The sequence below is a fragment of the Maribacter halichondriae genome (assembly GCF_027474825.1).
Classification (GTDB): domain Bacteria; phylum Bacteroidota; class Bacteroidia; order Flavobacteriales; family Flavobacteriaceae; genus Meishania; species Meishania halichondriae.
Window position 1 is genome coordinate 484,517 of record NZ_CP107030.1, and the last position, 20,175, is coordinate 504,691.

The window sequence follows — 20,175 nt, forward strand, 5'->3', positions numbered from 1 at the left end:
TCTAGGTCAATTGAAAACCGACTCCAAACTCCCTCTAATATAAACATACATTAGTGGTTTCAGTTATCAATTTACCCAATTATCGACAAGAGGTAAATCATACCTTTCACAAAGGGAAGATTTCCTATCTTCCCCAAGAAATTTTTTCACTGAGCTAATCGACCAACAAACTATGACCGCATACAAAAAGATATTCCTACTTGTAGCATTTCTATTTTCAACAACTTGGGCACAGATAAATGCCCAGACCTATGCCAAAAATGGCATGGTGGTGTCCTCCGATAAAACTTCTTCGGAGGTCGGGGTTTCTATTTTGAAAAAAGGAGGCAACGCGGTTGATGCGGCAATCGCGACGGCATTTTCTTTAGCGGTAACGCACCCGGCAGCGGGAAATATCGGAGGTGGAGGATTCATAGTGTTCATGAACGCCAAAGGCAAGGTCACCACTATCGATTTTCGTGAGAAAGCACCTTTGGCGGCCGGCCCCAATATGTATCTCGATGAAAACGGAAACCTCATAGCGGATATCAATCACATGACGGCAAAGGCCATTGGAGTTCCGGGGACCGTGGCGGGACTCTATCTTGCACATCAAAAGTATGGTCAACTTCCTTGGGCCGAGTTGGTACAACCAGCGATAGATCAGGCCCAAAATGGATTTGTCTTCAATTGGTCGCTGAACGGAGCAGCCGAATATTTCTCTTCCGAGGAAAATGAAAGTGAATTCATGAAAAACTATTTCAAGAACCAAACGGGAGAAATTCCTGAACCCGGGGATCTTTGGCACCAACCCGAATTGGCATGTACCCTGATCTTGATCCGCGACAAAGGCCATGACGGATTTTATAAAGGAGAGACTGCCAATAAGATTACAGCTTGGATGAAGCAAAATGGTGGCATCATCACAAAAAAAGATCTCAAAAAATATGCGGCCGTTGAACGTAATCCGATACAAGGAAGCTATAAAGGGTATGATGTTTATTCCATGCCCCCGCCAAGTTCGGGCGGAGTAGCGCTGATAGAAATGATGAACCTGATGGAATTGGCCGACTTCAAAACCATGGAGTTCAATTCCGCGTCACATTTGCATTTGGTGGCCGAGGCCATGCGTAGGGCCTTTGCAGACCGGGCAGAACACTTGGGTGACCCCGATTTTAATCCTGATATACCTGTTGATAAATTGACCTCTAAAGATTTTGCGAAAAAACGTTTCGCTGAAATCGACATAAACCGTGCTTCCGTGAGTGATTCAACAAGATTCGGACAGTTATACGACGGGGAAAGCACGACACATTTGTCTACCATAGACAAAGATGGAAATGCCGTATCCCTAACTTATACCTTGGAATATAGCTACGGCTCCCAAATGGGTTCCTCAGAGCTTGGGTTTATCTTCAATAATGAAATGGGCGATTTTAACCCCCAACCAGGCGTGACCAAAAGCAACGGACAAATAGGAACCAATGCAAATTTGGTCGCCCCCGAAAAAAGAATGCTCTCCAGTATGACCCCGACCATCGTCGGAAAAAACGGAAAACCTTATCTGGTCATCGGGAGTCCGGGTGGACGCACCATTATCAATACCGTTTTTCAGACCGTGTTCAACGTACTCGAATTCGATATGCGGATAGACAAGGCCATCGAAGCTCTGAAAATTCACCATCAATGGTTGCCCGATCAGATTATCTATGAGAAAAACCTTTTGTCTCCAGATACCAGAAAGATTCTTGAGGGCATGGGGCACACCCTAAGAGAACGGACCAACATGGGCGCCCTTATGGGAATTACCTATGATTCCGAGAAAAAGGTATTTACGGGTGCTTCCGATTCTTCGCAGCCTGACAGCGGCGCGGTCGGCTTTTAGTGGCATGCTAACATAAAAAATAGAACGACAAAATTGGCCCAAGGGCACTCTCGTTCTTAAAATAAAATCCTAAATTGTAGACTTACTTTTTATGAAACCCTAAAACGGAATGAAACACTATAAAACCAAAATCATGAAAAATAATTTATTTACGGTCGCAATTGTATTCTTTGGAGCGGTTACGGCATTGGCAAATCAAAAAATCACATCATCTGAGACGGAAAATTCTTTCTTAGGAACGTGGACCATGGATATCGCAGGGGATGAAAAAGGTGTAGGCTGGCTACATGTTCATGAAGACAAAGGATATTTGGATGCCGAAATGTTATGGATCGGTGGCAGTGTGCTACCCGTAGGTCACGTGTATATGGTCGATGACGATACCATGGTGGTAACCCGTACGTATGGGTACAAGAGAAGTGGCGAACGTACACATGTTATGACCCACGTGGTCCGCATCGAAAAGGATGGTAATGATGGTATCAAAGGCGTCATGACCGGACCTGCATGGGGCGGATCCGGTGAGACCACTCAAACCTTTACCGGAAAGAGAATGCCCCCAATGCCGGCAAAACCAGATTTGAGCCAAGTAAAATACGGCAAACCCATCAAACTATTTAATGGAAAGAACTTGGACGGATGGGGTATCATCGACCCCGAACATAAAAATGGATTTAAGGTCATTGATGGAGAATTGGTAAACGATCCTGTTCAACCGAAAGAGGGCGAGCACCATCATTACGGTAATCTTCGCACGGAGCAAGAATTCGAGGATTTCAATTTGAAACTGGAAGTAAACGTGCCCGAAGGAAACAATAGCGGTGTATATCTTCGCGGACTTTACGAAATTCAGGTGGTCGATTCGTATGGTAAGGAATTGGATTCGCATAACATGGGTGGTCTATACAGCAGGGTTACCCCTACCGAAGCAGCCGAAAAACCGGCGGGCGAATGGCAGACCTTCGATATTACCCTCGTAGACCGCCACGTAACCGTCATCTTTAATGGAAAAAAAATCATTGACAACCAACCGGCACTTGGCCCGACTGGTGGAGCCATTAGCTCCGATGTAACCGCCCCCGGGCCGATATATCTTCAGGGTGATCATGGTAACGTAACGTATCGTAACGTCGTTTTGACTCCCGTACTCTAATAGTCTTAGAGATAACTATTAAAACAAAAACCCTAGAAAACTAGGGTTTTTGTTTGTTCATATCTCAACGTTAGAGCTTTATAGACGAATTAGCTTTTTTTTATGAAACGACCTCAAAGTATTCGTTTAAATTCGAAATCTAATACAACAGAAGAAAATAGGTTCTAACACACTAACCATGAACTATATAAAATGTATTATTTATTTTCTGCTTTTGGTACCGTTACTAGGTTTTTCGCAAAATGAAATAGCGGAAACATCAAAAGCCGAATCGAGAAAAAATAGACCGACCTATCGGGGCATTTCATTAGGTGGACTTGGTATTGGCAGTTTTAGGGATTTTGCTACCTCCCCCTGATTTATTCAGGAATCGCTATTTCTTCATCCCGTTTTAAAATAAGTATGGATAAAGAAAGGGAAACCGAAAGAGGCAGTGCGCTCTCGATTGGTTTTTTCGGTAATAATTTCAATGACCACTTCAGCCAAAGTATCGTAATTTCCCCATCATTATACTATTCCGAGCTGTACAAGTTGAAGAAGATAAGCTCAGAGAAATTCAATATAAAGGCAGGGGGCATGATCAATTTGACCGCAAACGTTAGGATCAATCCCGACCTGAATAACAATGCTGTTGGCTATGAACTCATACCCACACTTTTCGGAAGTGCTAAAGGCACACTCGATGTAAGCCGAAAAGTAGATAAAGATAAAAAGTTCTTGTTTTTCAGGTATCGGGCGCTAAAAAGAACGAAAAAGCTGGCGTTACGGCTCAATGTCGGTCTTATTAATTCCTCGTATCGAAATGGCTACGTTTATTCGGGACAATCATTCTTACTTAACGACTCCAGACTCTTTGATGGATATGAGTTCAAGGTATTTTCCGGATTTAGGATGAGCAGCTCTTTGGATTACACCCTACATTCCAGAAAAAATAAAAATGCCGTTCAAATATCGTATGTATGGGATGCGTACAAGACCGGCGGAAATCTCGACAAATTCGAAATGGCACAACATGCGTTGCGATTCACGCTATTATTTAATACCAAATAATATGATGATGAAAAAACATATCATACTGGCAGTTCTACCAATCCTTATTTCATGCGAAAAAGTACTGTTTGAAGAAGACCTGGCCACGACGGACCCCAAGGCAAATTTTGAATATCTCTGGAATGAATGCAACGAAAAATATTCATACTTCGAGGTAAAGCAAATTGATTGGGATGCGGTAAAAACCGAATACGAGGCAAAACTATTCGAAGGAATGACCCAAGATTCCCTATTCAATGTCTTAGGAGGCATGTTGACAGAGTTGCGTGATGACCATGTAAATCTCATATCGAATTTCAATGTTTCCTTTTTTGGGGTTGAATTTCTCGGACAGGATAATTTCTATGGCCGCCTTATAGAAGAAAATTACCTGAACCGTGATTATTATATTTCCGGACCTTTTGGTCACAATTTTATCTCCAACGACGAAATCGGCTATGTTCGGTTTGCATCCTTTCCCGGTACGGTAGATGATACCAACCTCGATTTTGTTTTGGACCGCTATAAGGACACCAAGGGACTCATTTTAGATTTAAGGGAAAACGGTGGCGGAGCCGTATCGGATATCTTTAAAATACTCAGCCGCTTTGTAGAGGAAAAGACATTGACGAACTATTCGCGGATTAAAAACGGTCCCGGGCGCAATGATTTTTCAGAAGCCGAGCCCGTATACGTTTCCCCTCACAATGGAATCAGATACACCAACAAGGTTATCATGTTGGTCGATAGAGGCACCTATAGCGCTGGCTCTTTTACCGCATTGGCTACAAAAGCCCTGCCCAACATCATTTTGATGGGCGATACGACGGGTGGCGGACTCGGCCTACCCAACGGCGGCCAATTGCCCAATGGGTGGACCTATCGTTTTTCAATCACTCAAGCCTTGACTTTGGACAAAAGTGCTGAATTTGAAAATGGAGTGCCTCCCGACATTCGAGTACTTTTCGATTGGAACGACTTGACCAAAGACGAGGTTTTGGAACGGGCTATTCTTGAGTTGCAATAAACCTACATGAAACACATCGGTTTTTATATCTTTAGGGCATGACCTTTATTGAGAATCCGATTTATGTCTTAGGGGTATTGTGTTTGATGGTCATGCTATCGATCTATGCAGGTAAAACTCAATGGGGCAGTAAGATAGGTGCCGCATTGTTGGTCATTCTTTTCACGGCGGTACTCGCCAATTTAGGTGTCATACCATCTGCTTCGAATACGATTCCGCTTTATGGTGGTATCTTTCATTATGTAGCTCCCATATCCATTTTCTACCTTTTGCTGGGCGTCAATCTAAAATCCATCAAAAAGGCCGGAGCACCTATGATAATCCTTTTTCTAATTGGTTCGTTGGCCACGGTAATAGGTATTTTGGTAGCTTGGTTTTTGATTTCACCAAAGGAGGTTCTTGGCGATGATGCCAATATCATAGCCGGAATGCTTACGGGTACCTATACCGGAGGAAGTATAAATTTTAATGCCGTCGCCCTAGAGTATGATTTTCAAGAACAAGGTAATCTATATGCAGGTACTATTGCTGTTGACAATGTGGTAACGACCATCTGGATTATGGTCACTTTGGCCTTTCCTGCTTTGTTAAGAAAGTTCTGGAAAGATAAAAAAGTGAAACAATCTACCACCAGCAACCATGAAATGGAAGATGACAAAATCGACCTCAACGCATTAATGTGGTTGGCGTTTTTGGGAATATCCGCTTTTTTCTTGGCGGAATTGGTCAAACTGATTCTTCCGAACATTCCTTTTATGTTGACTCTCTCGACGATAGGGATTTTGGTTGCCCAGATTCCATTTGTATCGCGACTACCAGGAAGTCATACGCTGGGCCTGTACCTAGTCTACCTGTTTTTAGCAGTTATTGGTGCCTATTGTGAAGTCAATGCAGTCTTGGCCTTAAAGGAAATTGGCATTACCCTTTTGCTATTTACATCCCTAGCGGTATTCATGCACGGCATACTCATTATTTTATTTGGAAGCCTTGCCTATCTTGATTGGGACATGATTTCGGTAGCAAGTCAAGCAAACGTTGGTGGAGGTCCAACGGCATTGGCCATGGCCGAGTCTTTCGGTCGAAAAGAATTAGTGTTGCCTGCAATATTAATCGGCACATTGGGGAATGCCTTGGGGACCTATTTGGGCTTTTTGGTGGTCGGTGTACTCGCATAATAGTTCTAGAAATCATATGCCTAACTTTATAATCTTAAAAACTTCAAAATGAGTAACCAACAACTGACAATCACAGCCACAATTATCGCCAAATCAGAAAAAAGAGATTTGGTAAAACAATCCTTATTGGGCCTTATTCCTCCTACCCTTGCCGAAGCAGGTTGTCTGAACTATGATTTACATCAGGACAATGAAAACCCTAATCGGTTTTTCTTTTATGAAAATTGGGTGACTCGTACTCATTGGCTAAACCATAATGAAAGTGCGCACATTTCAATCCATAAGAAAACCACAGAAGGGGCTATCGAAGAGGTCATTATTCATGAGATGAGTCCAATACCATTTCAATAAGATAATTAAGTCCTCATCAGGAAATCCCACTTTCCAGAAATCCAAGCATCTAAAAATCAAAAAAAAATAACCCCTGACATCATCTGACATTCATACCGATATCTTTGCGGTATGTTTAACCTTAAAAATCAATAAAAGATGTCAAATGCAATCAGCTGGTTTGAAATTCCAGCAAAAAACTACGAAAGGGCAAAAAGCTTTTACAACACGGTATTGGCCACGGAAATCAAAGATTCACCCATGCCCGAGGGCAAGTACGGTATGTTTCCCTATGATGAGGATAATAATGGTGTTGGCGGTGGACTTGTTCAAATGGAAGGTATAGAACCCTCTGCAAACGGAGTCACCGTTTACTTAAATGGCGGCAATGATTTAAGTGAGCCGTTGGCCCGTGTTGAATCTGCAGGCGGGAAAGTGGTCATGCCAAAAACCGATATCGGTGAAAACGGCTTCATGGCACAATTCATAGACACCGAAGGCAATAAGATTGCCCTTCATTCCTGGAACTAAAACAATACAACAAAAAGAAGGTAGTGAACTTTTAATCAGGTTCACTACCTTTATTTCTATGTCGCAACTACCACGACTCATATCGATTTTAACGCTGTTGAAATCCCGAAGGGTTTTAACGGCCACTGAACTCTCCGACAAATTTGATGTCAGCGTTCGTACTATTTACCGCGACATTCAAAAACTAATTGAATCAGGGGTTCCCGTCATTACTCTAGAAGGACGAGGCTATACTCTAATGGATGGCTATACGGTCGCTCCCGTTCAATTTACCGAAAAGCAGGCCAATGCCTTGATTACAGCACAACATCTGGTGGGCCAATCAAACGATTCTTCTTTTGTGAAAGATTTCGAGGAGGCTTTGACCAAAATTAAGTCGGTATTTCGTTCTTCCGTTTTGGAAAAAAGTGAATTGTTGGATAATAAAATCCACATTTTCGATACACGGCAAGAGAGCATCTCGAGCAATGCCCTATCTGAAATACAATTGGCCATTACCCACTTCAATTATGTGGAAATCAATTACCGAAAAGCGGATGACCCTAACATTTCATTCCGGAAAATCGAACCTTGTGCCATCTTCTCCACCGAGAACAAATGGATTTTGATTGCGTGGTGCCATCTACGAAAAGACTATCGTGCCTTTCGTATCGACCGGATCCAGCACTTTAAAATCCTTCCCGAAAATTTCGAAGATCGTAAATTCTCCATTCAAGATTATTTTAACTGTGAAAAGGAAAAAGCGTATCGGGCGAAGTTTCAGTAATATTCTAAATGTTATTTGTTACTTCGAATAAGGCTGAGTTATAAAGCTTAAATTATTTCATTTTTTTATAAGGCAGGATAGATAGTTATACTACTTAGGTTTTCCAAATGAACCCTTGATAAACATATAAATACTTTCGGACAAAAAAAAGTACCATTCGTCCTTTAAAACTAAAATTGCCTTTCCAGACTATTTATCTTTAGTATACTTTCAGAAGTACGTTAAATTCCCCTACTTCTAAGAGTACCACATACTATAATTAATGGTATGTAGTGCAATGAAAACTCCCCCTAAGAATAGAATAAACACCTAAGACCCCATCACCATTGGTACGGGGAACGATAAGAATTATTTTCAAGTTTACCTTAATCATTTTTAAACCAGTTAAAACTTAATCGTATGAAAACAAAAAAACAAAGTGGGATGGGAGCAATTTTGAAATTAGCCATCCTGTCAACATTTTTATTATCAGTAGCTTCCTGCAGCTCGGAACCCGAGCTGGTGCCCGAAGCAAAAACCGAACCTGTAGCAAGCCTTAAGCCTGAAAAAAGTACGGAATCGGAAGAAAATCTGGAATCCAAGGAAATCACAGAAATAAATTATGTCCTATCCGAATTGACCACTGGTGCTGCCTTGCACGGTGCCAATGGTGTTGACATTGGGCCAGATGGCAATCTGTACATTGGTAGTGTTGTTGGCCAGGAAATCGTTGTTATGAACAAGGAAAACGGAACGATCGTCGATCGGCTTGGAAAAGAGAGAGGTGTGATTGGTGCAGATGACCTGGTGTTCGGACCGGATGGGTCACTCTATTGGACCGACATATTGGTTGGTGAAGTTGGACGAATGACTCCCGATGGAGCCATAACCAAACAGTTTGTAGCACCAGGGGTCAATCCGATTGCATTCTCACCCAGTTGTCGTCTCTTTGTGGCACTTGATTTCTTGGGTGATGGGCTATATGAGCTTGACCCTAACCTTATAGAACCACCACGGCCTATAATCATTGCTACCGAAGCAAACCCTTTCCCTCTTGGATTTTTCAATTCATTTGACTTCGGTGCAGACGGCCGCTTGTACGGGCCTCTTTTTGCAGCAGGTTTGATTATAAGTGTGGATGTCGGTAACCCTGGTGATCCTGTTTCAACAGACCCTTTTACTGATGGAACCGTCCAAATAGTAGCTTCCGGATTTCAGAACCCTGCAGCAGCGAAGTTCGAAGTGGATTGCCTTCTTACTGTACTGGATCAAACAGGAGAGGTTTTTAAGATAAACACTATAACCGGCGATAAAACACTGTTCACCACCCTTGAACCAGGTTTGGATAATATGGTCTATGACAAGGATGGAACTCTATATATGACCAATAATGACGAAGGCTGGGTCGCTGAGATAGGATCTGACGGACAAGCCCGCACCATCAGTCCGGGAGGGATGATAGCCCCCAGCGGGCTGGCAGTTTTACACGGGCCGAATAATCAGGACAATATATTTTTGGGAGACATATACCGACTGAGACAATTTAATGGAGGTAACGGCGAACAAGAAAACAGCTATAAAGGCCATTTGGTCCCAGAAGAAAACACATTGTCACTGATATTACCGATGAACCTTAAAACAGATGGGAACAACCTAGTGGTTGCTTCATGGTTCAGTGGTGCGGTACAGGTCTGGGATTCCCAAACAAATCAAGTCCTAGAAAATTTTGTGATGGGTGCTCCAATTGATGCCATCAGATTTATGGACGATCTTGTGGTGTCCGATATAGGGCTGGGCGGCGTAGTCTGGGCCAGTGACAATTCGATGATACTTCCTATCGACAATGCAACTGTATTCGCACCCGGTGGTTTGGCGACCGATGGAGAATCCGTTTGGGTGGCCGACTGGGGCTCTGGCATTGTTTTGCAAATCGATTTTGAGGGCAAGACCCCAGCTGCACCAATTGTTGTAGCATCAGGTTTAGCGAATCCCGAAGGATTGGCTTTGGATAACGACGGAAATTTATTGGTAGTTGAAACAGGTGCTTCAAGGCTATCCCGTATCGACTTGTCCACCGGCGAGGTAGCAGTTGTTGTGGATGGCCTTGAATTTGGCGCACCTGGCGGGGAAGGCTTTCCACCTACGTGGACCTTTGATGCTGTGGCCATGGGCCTATCCGGTGACATCTATGTTACGGGTGGCGGACCCAATGTCATTTATCGCCTCTCACCAGAATGAGGTTTATAAAGGTCTTTGAAAAGGAAGTTTCCTATTTTTAATGATTTTCTAGCCGGTAATCGATACCCTGTATTAAGCAGGGATATTGATTGCCGGTTTTTTTTGATTGGATACGTTAATTTTTATCAGCTCCATACAATTATTTAACTACTTAAGGCAATTAAAATGTCACCCAATGCACTTTAATTTACATCTGTACAAGGATAGTAAAAATCTATTCTAACAAATAGAAAATGTAATATCTAAGCCTTTCCCAAGAGCAAGAATGAAGCAAAATCATGTGAATTTTTGTACATTTCTATCCCTTAAACCAACTTTTTTATGAAACGATTTCTTGTTGCCGTTACTTTCTTGCTTACAATAAATGTCAATGCACAATATTCCTCCGTACAAATAGATTCCCTAGTAAACGACGCCATAGAAAAACTAAATGTCGCAGGGACGGCAGTCGCCATAGTTAAAGATGGCAAGGTCATTCATAACAAAGGCTATGGTGTAAAATCATTCTCCACCAAAGAAAAGGTCGACGAGCACACCAATTTTGCCATTGCCAGTAATAGCAAGGCTTTTACGACTACGGCCTTGGCACTTTTGGTCGAAGAAGGCAAAATAAAGTGGACCGACAAGGTCATCGACCATATTCCCGAATTCAAGATGTACAATTCGTACGTTACCGAAAATTTCAATATTCAGGATTTATTGACCCACCGCAGCGGGATGGGACTAGGCATCGGCGATTTGATGATTTTTCCTGACAGTTCTGATTTTACGATGGAAGATTTATTATCAAGTTTTCAGCATTTCAAACCGGTTTCCGCCTTCCGAACGAAATTCGATTATGATAATTTGTTATATCTGGTGGCCGGGGAATTGATTGCCCGAAAAAGCGGTATGACCTGGGAACAGTTCATACAAATAAGAATCTTCGATCCCTTGGGAATGGATAACTCCTCCCCTTCTTTTAAAGATATCAAGGACAAAAGCAATGTTGCTTCCCCACATACGACGGTCTACGGAGAAATGAAAGCGCTTCCTAATTATGGTGATATGATGAACGGAGCCGCCGGTGGCATCTATGGCAATGTGGATGATCTCACCCAATGGATGATGGTACATCTCAATAAAGGTGCCTATGGACAACAATTAAAAGATACATTGTTCACAGTGGAAAACCAAAATGAAATGTGGATGATTCATACGACGACACGAACGAATAGAGATCCAAGATACAATTCGCATTTCTCCGGGTATGGACTCGGATGGGACCTGACAGATAAAAAGGGAAATATGGTCGTATCACATACAGGTGGCCTCCCTGGAATGCTGTCGCGAACAGTACTAATTCCCGATCTGAATTTGGGCATCGTCGTCTTGACCAATACCGAGCCGGGAGGTGCAGGAGTATTCGTAGGCGTCTCTAGAACTTTGGTCGATAGTTATTTAGGATTGGATGATTTTGGGTGGATAAATAAGTTCGGCGAGTATTTCAAAGAAAGAAAAGGCGAATCGGAAGCCGTCGTCAACAAAGTATGGGAAACGGTAGCGACCAACAAAAAGAAAAAATAGACAAAAAAGCCTATATCGGTAGTTATCAAGACCCTTGGTTCGGGAAAGTGGAAGTATTCGACAAAAACGGAACCTTATGGATGAAATGTTATCGCTCACCAAAACTAAACGGACCAATGGCATTTTACAAAGCAAATACCTTTGCAATAAAATGGGAATACCAAGATATGAACGCCGATGTCTTTGCGATGTTTCAATTGGATGAAGAAGGCAAGGCGGTCGGACTCAAAATGAAGGGTATATCCCCTGATATAGATTTTAGTTTCGATTTTCAAGATCTTGACCTTTATTGAATCGAAATCGACGAATAGACCTAGTGTGTCTCTGGGCATAATCTATGATTTTATCTTAAAAAAGAATCGAAAAGAATGGAGCTAGCAATTACCATAATCATATACATACATGCAATTCTTGGCGGTATCGGACTAGTCATGGGTTTTGGTAGCATGGCGGTCAAAAAGGAGGAAAACTGCATAAAAAGATGGGGGTTGTATTTTCAATAAGCATGGTCGGAAGTTGCATTCTTATCATACCAATTGCTTGGATGCCAAATCATGAGAGCTTGTTTCTATTTCTTATTTCGTTGTTTACCATCTATTTGGTATTGGTCGGTCAGCGTGCACTAACGTTCAAACGAAGAAGCAAACGTAGTGCATCAAAATTAGATTTAGGTATTTCTTCGATTATGCTTGTGTTTTCGATATTTATGTCACTATATGGACTGTATGGACTCTTGAATCCTTTTGCAGATAATATTCTCTTTTTGGTTTTTGGCGGATTGGGAATATTCTTGACCTTTAAGAACTTTCTGTTCTATAAAAATTTCAAAGAACTGAAAATAGCATGGCTCCTAACACATTTAACCCATATGATAGCTGCCTTAATTGCCTCGATTACGGCTTTTATAGTAGCCGGTTTGAAATTATGGACTATAATGGCCTGGATTCTACCTTCCATTATTGGAACCGTTTATATTATTTATTGGCGACTAAAAATCAAGGGAAAGATAAAAGTATGAGTAAGACGCGAAGAAAATTTCTAAAATCAATTGGAGTAGGCATTACCGGAGCCATGGCCGCGCCCACATCCCTATGGGGAAATACTTCAGAATTCCTAAATTCCGAAATCCAAAGGTTAGCTTTAAGAACGGAAGAGACTTCCGAAATTTTCTGGGAAGAAGTAAGCGCACAGTTCAAATTTGCAGAAGGACTTACGTATTTCAATAATGCCTCGTTAGGGGCCTGTCCGAATCCTATTCGTAGCGCCACCATTGATTTCCAAAATACTTTGGACGATTTTCCATCCAAATACATGTGGGGCGGTTGGGATACCGAAAAAGAACGAACGCGAAAGCAAGTCGCCGAACTTTTTTCGGTCTCCGATGAGGAAATCGCCTTAATTCACAATACTACCGAAGGCATGAACCTTATAGCTCGTAGCCTGGACCTAAAGCCCGGCGACGAAGTCATCTTGGCGGACCACGAACATGCCAGCGCGGTTTCTCCATGGAAAGTTTGGCAGGAAGAAAAAGGCATCGTTTTAGTGCGCCCTACCCTACCCATTTTACCAAAAAAAGTAAAGAATTGGTCGAGGTATATCGCCAGGCCATCACACCAAAAACAAAAATCATTTCGATGTGCCACATGGTCAACACCAATGGAATGATCCTACCGGTCAAGGAAGTTTCACGATTGGCCCATGAAAAGGGAATCTTGGTCGCGGTCGATGGTGCTCAAGGTGCAGGAATGTTCAATGTTAATTTGCACGATTTGGGCTGTGATTTCTATACGGTCAGTGCCCACAAGTGGCTATTCTCTCCGAAAGGTGTCGGTATTTTTTATGCAAAGGAAAGTAGTCAGTCACAACTAAAACCTTTGATGGTCGCCAGAGGATATGAAGATACATCTATCCGTAGGTTGGAAAACTACAACACGAGAAACCTTCCAGAAGTTCTAGGGTTAGGTGCCGCCTTGGACTATAGGAAAGCCATAGGGGCTCAAAAAATCCATGACCGCGCCTTTGAACTGAAACATTATTTTAGGGATAAAATAAAAGGTAATCAAAAGTTGGTCTTGAAAACTCCGGCCTCCGATGAACAATCCGCCGCTATTCAAGTTGTCGAAATTTTGGGCAAAGATGTGCAAGAAGTAAAAGAACGACTTTTCGAGGACCATGGAATCGATTGCCGCCCAATGAGCAACTTTGGCTTGAATGCCGTTCGACTTTCCTTCGCCATTTTTATTACCAAGTCTCAAATAGACATTTTGGTAGATGCCTTAAAGTCTATTGTCGATAGTTAAAAAGCTTTGCTTCTTCATCGCATTGGAGAACAAATCAAAATCAGTATCTTCCTTTTATCAAATTTATACGAATGCAATGCGCCACTTTTTACTTGTATTTACAATTTTAATTAGCTGTAATTTCTCTAACGCCCAAAAACTAAAAGTCAGCGAAAACAATCGCTATTTGGTCACAGAAACCGGGGAACCGTTTTTCTATATGGCCGATACCGCTTGGGAACTTTTCCATCGCTGTGATCGCAAAGAATCGAACATGTACCTCGAAAAAAGAGCCGAACAAGGCTTTAATGTCATTCAAGCAGTCGCCTTGGCCGAAATCGACGGATTGAACACTCCGAATCTGTATGGGGAAACGCCGCTGGTAAATAACAATCCTGAAACTCCAAATCCGGCCTATTTTGAACACGTGGATTACATTATCAAAAAAGCCGATAGTTTGGGAATGTACATTGCGCTATTGCCGACTTGGGGCGATAAACTCGACAAGAGGGGCTGGGGCGTTGGGCCGGAAGTCTTTGGTCAAAAAAATGCCCGAGCATTCGGCAACTGGATTGGACAGCGATACAAAGACTGCGACAATATTATTTGGGTCATCGGCGGCGATCGCAATCCCCAAGAAAATACGAACCAAGTCGAAGTCTGGAACCAAATGGCCGAAGGCATCGCCGAATCGGTCGGAGGGTATGATGAAACCTTGATGAGTTATCATCCACAACCTAAAGAAGCTGGTGGTTCTTCAACGTGGTTCCACAATCAAAAATGGCTTGATTTCAATATGCACCAAACAGGCCATTGTGCCAATCAAGGCACCTACAAGCACATTGAAAACGATTATAATTTGAGTCCCGTAAAACCAACTTTGGACGGAGAACCGCTTTATGAAGACCATCCCAATTGTTTCAATGCCAAAGAGCTAGGACATAGTGTTCCGGAGGATATCCGACGCATCATGTACTGGAACGTCTTTGCGGGAGCCTTCGGGCAGACCTACGGTTGCCATGATGTCTGGCAGATGTACAAATTGGATAAAGAAGGTATCAATTCCCTTTACGTCCATGGCCCGTGGCTTTGGATTTGCCCATGGCAAATCAGGTAAAGCATTTGAAAAATTTGATGCTGTCACGGCCTTTTCTCACACGTATTCCGGATCAATCGATGGTGTTGGATGCTCAGGAAGAAACTAGTAACTACGTGATTGCCACTCGCGATAGTGAAGGTTCATACGCCATGATTTATTTTCCTACCGGGAAGACTACAAATCTCGACCTTTCAAAAATTGAAGGAACAAAAGTCAACGGATGGTGGTTCGACCCTCGCACCGGTAATGCATTTCCCACCTCGGAAATCAATCCGTCAAAAAAGGTAACCATAGCTCCTCCCACTTCCGGTAAAGGCCATGATTGGGTTTTGGTTGTCGATGATGCCTCCAAAAATTTTACTGCCCCTGGAAAAAGAAATTGAAATCGAGTTGACATATCCCTTCAAAAAAATTAACTTCCCTTTGAAAAATTATTATGTTATTGGGTTACTGCGTTATTGTGAAAAATTTATAATGAACCAATAATTGAATAACAAAGTAGTACGTTTACCGATGATTTAATAACCTAGTCACCAAAAACCTAATAACCAGAAAAATAATGAGACAGCATTTAATCACCCTTTTATTGGTCTTGGCATTTGGCTTTACAAGCGCCCAAGAATCCATTACCGGTTTTACACCTGAGAACGCAAAAAAACAACAAGAATTGGAAAAAGCCTTTGAGTCCAAACTTTCCTCGGACAATTTGGACAAATGGATGCAGCGTATGGCCGCAGAACCGCACTGGGTCGGCACGGAATATGGTGAGAAAAATGCAAAATGGATACAGCAGCAATTCAAATCATGGGGATACGATGCCAAAATCGAAACGTATCATGTGCTCTTCCCCTACCCTAAAACAAGGGTTTTAGAGATGACCGGACCTACCACCTATGAAGCAAAATTGACCGCCGTACCCGTTGAAGGTGATGAGTTTACTGCGCAGGGCGATGCACTATTGCCCAGCTATAATGCCTTTTCTACGGATGGTGATGTTGAGGCGGAATTGGTATTCGTAAACTACGGCATTCCCAAAGATTATGAGGAACTTGAAAAATTAGGTATCGACGTCAAGGGAAAAATCGTCATTGCAAAATACCAAGGTTCTTGGCGCGGTATCAAACCCAAGTTGGCCGCTGAAAAAGGAGCGATTGGCTGCATTATCTATTCAGATCCACAAGACGATGGATATGTACGTGGAGACGTTTATCCCAAAGGTGCTTACAAAAACAAAACTGGGGTGCAACGTGGTTCGGTAATGGATATGCCTACCTATCCCGGTGATGTATTGACTCCCGGTTATGCGGCGACCAAAGATGCCAAACGTTTAGATCGAAAAGACGCACCGACCATTACCAAGATTCCCGTATTGCCTATTTCCTATGAAGATGCGGCACCGTTGTTGGCCGCTTTGGAAGGTCCTGTGGTTCCTGATTCTTGGAAAGGTGGGTTACCGATTACCTATCATATAGGTCCCGGCCCGGTGAAAGTCCATTTAAAATTGGAATTCGATTGGAAAATCGTTCCTGCCCATAATGTTATTGCCACTATGAAAGGAACGGAATTTCCAGATCAATGGGTTATGCGGGGCAACCACCACGATGCTTGGGTACATGGGGCCAATGACCCGATTAGTGGTATGGTCGCACTTATGGAAGAGGCTCGCGCCATTGGCGAATTGGCCAAAAAAGGCCAAAAACTAAAACGTACGCTAGTCTACGCTGCCTGGGATGCTGAGGAAGAAGGTCTAATAGGTTCGACCGAATGGGTCGAGGACCATAAAAAGGAGTTACAGGAAAAGCTTGTTGCATACATTAATACCGATGGCAATGGCCGTGGGTTTTTGGGGGCCGGAGGATCCCATTCGTTACAAAAGATGGTCGTTGAAGTGGCAGGTTCGGTAACAGATCCACAACGAGATGTATCGATACGGGAAAGAAGAATGGCCGTAGATCAAGTCAACGGCGGAAATGATAAATTCGAACTCTATGCGCTAGGTTCAGGTTCCGATTATACCCCTTTCATACAGCATGCTGGAATTGCGGCGCTTAATCTCGGTTTTGGTGGCGAGAATGGTGGAGGGGAGTATCATACCATCTACGATACCTATCCGCATTACAAAAGATTCAAAGATCCAGGATTTGCTTATGGAGTAGCACTGGCAAATACCGCTGGCCGAATTACACTTCGCTTGGCGAATGCAGATGTGTTACCCTTCGAATTTCAGCAATGGCATACTACCGTTTCAGATTACCTGGATGGGATAATGAAGAATACCGAATCGATGCGCTCCGATGTTGAAAAACACAATACAATGGTCGACAAAAATCTTTTTGAATTGGCCGCGGATCCTACAAAGCCTTTTAAAAAACCCGAAAAGAAAGATGCAGTACCCTTTTTGGATTTTACGCCTTTGCAAAACGCCATGGCAGACCTAAAATCCACTATCACCGAATTTTCAAAAATGGATGTTTCGAAGTTATCCGTTGAAAAGCGAAATGCACTCAACAAAAAATTAATGATGGCCGAGCATAAACTCACTTCCGAAACCGGATTGCCAAGACGCTCATGGTACAAACATCAAATCTATGCACCCGGATTTTATACCGGTTACGGTGTCAAGACCTTACCAGGAGTTCGCGAAGCGATCGAACAAAAAAATTGGAAAGAAGCGCAGGAGCAGATTACCAAGCTTGCAGGCACATTAAATGCATTTAACGAGCATGTACAGGAAATGAACAAATAAAAATCAAAGAACTATGGAATCGAACTATGAAAAAATATATACCGGAAGCTCTTTCGTAGCACATAGAATCGTTAGCAAGTTGCATGGTTTGGGAATTGAAGCCGTGGTCAAAGATGAAGCGGAATCCGGTCGATTGGCCGGGTTCGCCACTACCTCTTCGGGACTTGTGGATTTGTTCGTACATAAAGATGAGGTTTCAAAAGCTACTTCAATAGTGGAAGAGGAAATCAAAGAATGATCATATAGATTTTATCGAATAGCCAAATTAAATGCTGTTCACACATTTTTTAGAACGGAATGGACTTTAATAACCTCATCTGACACAATTTTACTTTCTAGGATAATCTTCTTCCTTAATTTCGCTATCTTAGAAACGAGCAATTCATTACTTCATGCTTTTTAGGTATTGCTCTTCATTCCCCCAAAGTTATTTTATACGATTAAAAGTCTAAAAAGTCACACATTGTTTTAACAAACAATGACATTTTAGTATTCAAGTTATAAGTATCATCTCAAAAGTTCCGATTTAAAAGTAAAATCAATATCAAAGGAGCACTAATAGTAATAGATTAACCGACAATCATGAAGACCACTTCCAAATTCGTAATTTCACTTTCCTTGCTTCTATTCTTAGGTTGTAAAAACACCAAATCAAACCCAGACCTAGCTTCTTTGGATTTACTAAGAGGCGACCTTCAATTATGCGGAGACGGACAATTCGGAGAAGTTAGTTTTTCAGAATCGTGTAATTACGAAACTCGGGAAACCTTCGACCTAGCTATCTCCCTGCTCCATTCCTTTGAATATATCGAATCGGAAAAAGCCTTTGTGCAAGTCATTGATGCAGACCCGGAATGCGCTATGGCCTATTGGGGAGTTGCCATGAGTATTTATCATGGGCTTTGGGCGCCGCCAGAACAATCCGTCTTGGAAAAAGGGATAAAACTTCTTGAAGTTGCCGAAAAACTGCCCAAATCAAAAAAAGCGGAACAGTATTTAGATGCAATCGGTGCGTTCTATAAGGATTGGAAAACAGTCGACAACCAAACCAGAAAAGAAAAGTATGCCCAAAAGATGGAAGAAATGTACCTCGAAAACAAGGAGGATACCGAGGTTGCCGTTTTCTATGCTTTGGCCCTTCGCGCATCGGCCGTACCAAGTGATATGACCTATTCCAAGCAAAGGGAAGCAGGTGAAATTTTGGAAGATCTGTTCAAAAAAGAACCCAACCATCCGGGTATCGCACATTATATCATCCATTCGTATGACTATCCCGAACTGGCCGAATTAGGACTCATCACGGCAAGACGCTACGCGGAGATTGCACCGAATTCCGCACATGCGCAGCATATGCCTTCCCATATCTTTACACGCCTCGGACTTTGGGAGGAGTCTATTATTACCAACATCAATTCGGCATCTTCTGCCATTTGCTATGCCGAAAGTGTTTCTCCCGGAGCCCATTGGGATGAGGAAGTACATGCCATGGGGTATTTGGTGTATGCCTATTTACAAACGGGGGATAACAAAAATGCGATTGAGCAATATGATTATCTCAAATCCTTTGAGAAAATATTTCCCGAAAATTTTAAAATCGCCTATACGGCCGCAGCGATTCCAGCCCGCATCGCAGTAGAAAATAAAAACTGGGAGGAAGCAGCCAATCTTGAACTTCCCCAGAATTTAGGACTCGCTTGGAAAAACTTCCCATGGCAAAAGTCGCTGCTCCATTTTGCCAAAGCATTAGGAAATATTCATATTAATGACTTGAAAGCTGCTCAGGAAGAACTTGACTTACTTGTTTCTTTCGAAAGTGAATTGCTTGAGTTGGAAGATGCCTATAAAGCCAACCAAGTGGCCATTCAAATTGAGACGGTGGAAGCTTGGCTACAATTGAAAAAAGGAAATAAAGAAGAAGCCATTGCACTAATGACCACTGCGACGGACATGGAAAGTAAGACCTCAAAACATCCCGTAACTCCTGGAGAAATTTTACCCGCTGACGAACTTTTGGCCGATATGTATTTAGAGATGGGCAAGCCGACCGAGGCTTTAACCGCGTACGAGCTAAATCTAAAAAGACGTCCGAATAGGTTCAATGGGCTATATGGAGCCGCAATTGCCGCGAAACAATCGGGCAAACTTGAAAAAGCGGCACTTTATTTTAATCAACTTATCGCACTGACCGAAAAGTCAAGCAGCGACCGACCTGAAATCATAGAAGCCAAAGCATTTGTAAAACAACAGGTAAGCTAGACTATTGAAAAAAATGTAACAAAAACATAAAAAGAGCATCCAAGAAATAAGCCATACCAATTCTCGGTACCAATCGAAATCGCGGATTCATGAATACCTTTAAAAAATAAGTGAAAACCAGCGAACTAAATGTTCAA

Annotated in this window: 21 protein-coding genes; all 21 read left to right on the top strand. The window is 42.5% G+C overall.

The window, feature by feature from the left end; genetic code table 11:
* The first annotated feature begins 172 nt into the window (after positions 1-172).
* The 21 genes from ggt to N8A86_RS02325 all read left to right on the top strand — a co-directional run bounded on the left by ggt (position 173) and on the right by N8A86_RS02325 (position 20,038).
* Entirely contained in the window at positions 173-1,864 is a 1,692-nt protein-coding gene (ggt, locus tag N8A86_RS02225) for a gamma-glutamyltransferase (protein ID WP_273567588.1), read from the top strand.
* A gap of 133 nt (positions 1,865-1,997) precedes the next feature.
* Positions 1,998-3,017, top strand: a complete 1,020-nt coding sequence (locus tag N8A86_RS02230; protein ID WP_273567589.1) for a 3-keto-disaccharide hydrolase — start codon at positions 1,998-2,000, stop codon at positions 3,015-3,017.
* A 178-nt stretch (positions 3,018-3,195) separates the two neighbouring features.
* Positions 3,196-3,375: a hypothetical protein gene (locus tag N8A86_RS02235; protein WP_273567590.1), complete on the top strand. Its 180-nt coding sequence runs from the start codon at positions 3,196-3,198 to the stop codon at positions 3,373-3,375.
* A gap of 44 nt (positions 3,376-3,419) precedes the next feature.
* A complete protein-coding gene (locus N8A86_RS02240) occupies positions 3,420-4,067 on the top strand; it encodes a hypothetical protein (protein WP_273567591.1) in 648 nt (215 codons plus the stop codon).
* 1 nt (position 4,068) lies between these two features.
* The gene (locus N8A86_RS02245) at positions 4,069-5,073 is read left to right on the top strand and encodes a S41 family peptidase (protein ID WP_273567592.1); all 1,005 of its coding nucleotides are present in this window, start codon (positions 4,069-4,071) and stop codon (positions 5,071-5,073) included.
* A gap of 38 nt (positions 5,074-5,111) precedes the next feature.
* Positions 5,112-6,248: a DUF819 family protein gene (locus N8A86_RS02250; RefSeq protein ID WP_273567593.1), complete on the top strand. Its 1,137-nt coding sequence runs from the start codon at positions 5,112-5,114 to the stop codon at positions 6,246-6,248.
* A gap of 48 nt (positions 6,249-6,296) precedes the next feature.
* Positions 6,297-6,599 (top strand): putative quinol monooxygenase, encoded by a 303-nt coding sequence (locus N8A86_RS02255; RefSeq protein WP_273567594.1) that lies wholly within the window; start codon positions 6,297-6,299, stop codon positions 6,597-6,599.
* Between the two features lie 138 nt (positions 6,600-6,737).
* Positions 6,738-7,109 carry a VOC family protein gene (locus N8A86_RS02260; RefSeq protein WP_273567595.1) on the top strand — a complete coding sequence of 124 codons (372 nt, stop codon included), beginning with the start codon at positions 6,738-6,740 and terminating at the stop codon, positions 7,107-7,109.
* A gap of 58 nt (positions 7,110-7,167) precedes the next feature.
* Positions 7,168-7,875 carry a helix-turn-helix transcriptional regulator gene (locus tag N8A86_RS02265; RefSeq protein WP_273567596.1) on the top strand — a complete coding sequence of 236 codons (708 nt, stop codon included), beginning with the start codon at positions 7,168-7,170 and terminating at the stop codon, positions 7,873-7,875.
* A 399-nt stretch (positions 7,876-8,274) separates the two neighbouring features.
* Positions 8,275-10,092: a hypothetical protein gene (locus N8A86_RS02270; RefSeq protein WP_273567597.1), complete on the top strand. Its 1,818-nt coding sequence runs from the start codon at positions 8,275-8,277 to the stop codon at positions 10,090-10,092.
* Between the two features lie 321 nt (positions 10,093-10,413).
* On the top strand, positions 10,414-11,658 hold the full coding sequence (locus tag N8A86_RS02275; protein WP_273567598.1) for a serine hydrolase domain-containing protein: 1,245 nt from the start codon (positions 10,414-10,416) through the stop codon (positions 11,656-11,658).
* Positions 11,622-11,951, top strand: coding sequence for a DUF3471 domain-containing protein (locus N8A86_RS02280; protein WP_273567599.1), 330 nt, complete (start codon positions 11,622-11,624; stop codon positions 11,949-11,951). The genes N8A86_RS02275 and N8A86_RS02280 overlap by 37 nt, the downstream gene beginning before the upstream one ends.
* A gap of 75 nt (positions 11,952-12,026) precedes the next feature.
* Positions 12,027-12,161, top strand: a complete 135-nt coding sequence (locus N8A86_RS02285) for a hypothetical protein (protein ID WP_273567600.1) — start codon at positions 12,027-12,029, stop codon at positions 12,159-12,161.
* A gap of 59 nt (positions 12,162-12,220) precedes the next feature.
* Positions 12,221-12,676 carry a hypothetical protein gene (locus N8A86_RS02290; RefSeq protein WP_273567601.1) on the top strand — a complete coding sequence of 152 codons (456 nt, stop codon included), beginning with the start codon at positions 12,221-12,223 and terminating at the stop codon, positions 12,674-12,676.
* Entirely contained in the window at positions 12,673-13,323 is a 651-nt protein-coding gene (locus N8A86_RS02295; protein ID WP_273567602.1) for an aminotransferase class V-fold PLP-dependent enzyme, read from the top strand. Before N8A86_RS02290 ends, N8A86_RS02295 begins: the two co-directional genes overlap by 4 nt.
* The gene (locus N8A86_RS02300; protein ID WP_273567603.1) at positions 13,293-13,958 is read left to right on the top strand and encodes an aminotransferase class V-fold PLP-dependent enzyme; all 666 of its coding nucleotides are present in this window, start codon (positions 13,293-13,295) and stop codon (positions 13,956-13,958) included. The genes N8A86_RS02295 and N8A86_RS02300 overlap by 31 nt, the downstream gene beginning before the upstream one ends.
* A gap of 76 nt (positions 13,959-14,034) precedes the next feature.
* Positions 14,035-15,054 carry a glycoside hydrolase family 140 protein gene (locus tag N8A86_RS02305; RefSeq protein WP_273567604.1) on the top strand — a complete coding sequence of 340 codons (1,020 nt, stop codon included), beginning with the start codon at positions 14,035-14,037 and terminating at the stop codon, positions 15,052-15,054.
* A 5-nt stretch (positions 15,055-15,059) separates the two neighbouring features.
* On the top strand, positions 15,060-15,419 hold the full coding sequence (locus N8A86_RS02310; RefSeq protein ID WP_273567605.1) for a putative collagen-binding domain-containing protein: 360 nt from the start codon (positions 15,060-15,062) through the stop codon (positions 15,417-15,419).
* A gap of 176 nt (positions 15,420-15,595) precedes the next feature.
* Positions 15,596-17,782: a transferrin receptor-like dimerization domain-containing protein gene (locus tag N8A86_RS02315; protein WP_273567606.1), complete on the top strand. Its 2,187-nt coding sequence runs from the start codon at positions 15,596-15,598 to the stop codon at positions 17,780-17,782.
* A 13-nt stretch (positions 17,783-17,795) separates the two neighbouring features.
* Entirely contained in the window at positions 17,796-18,020 is a 225-nt protein-coding gene (locus N8A86_RS02320; RefSeq protein ID WP_273567607.1) for a putative signal transducing protein, read from the top strand.
* A 344-nt stretch (positions 18,021-18,364) separates the two neighbouring features.
* Positions 18,365-20,038 (top strand): tetratricopeptide repeat protein, encoded by a 1,674-nt coding sequence (locus N8A86_RS02325; protein ID WP_273567608.1) that lies wholly within the window; start codon positions 18,365-18,367, stop codon positions 20,036-20,038.
* The last annotated feature ends 137 nt before the right edge of the window (positions 20,039-20,175 follow it).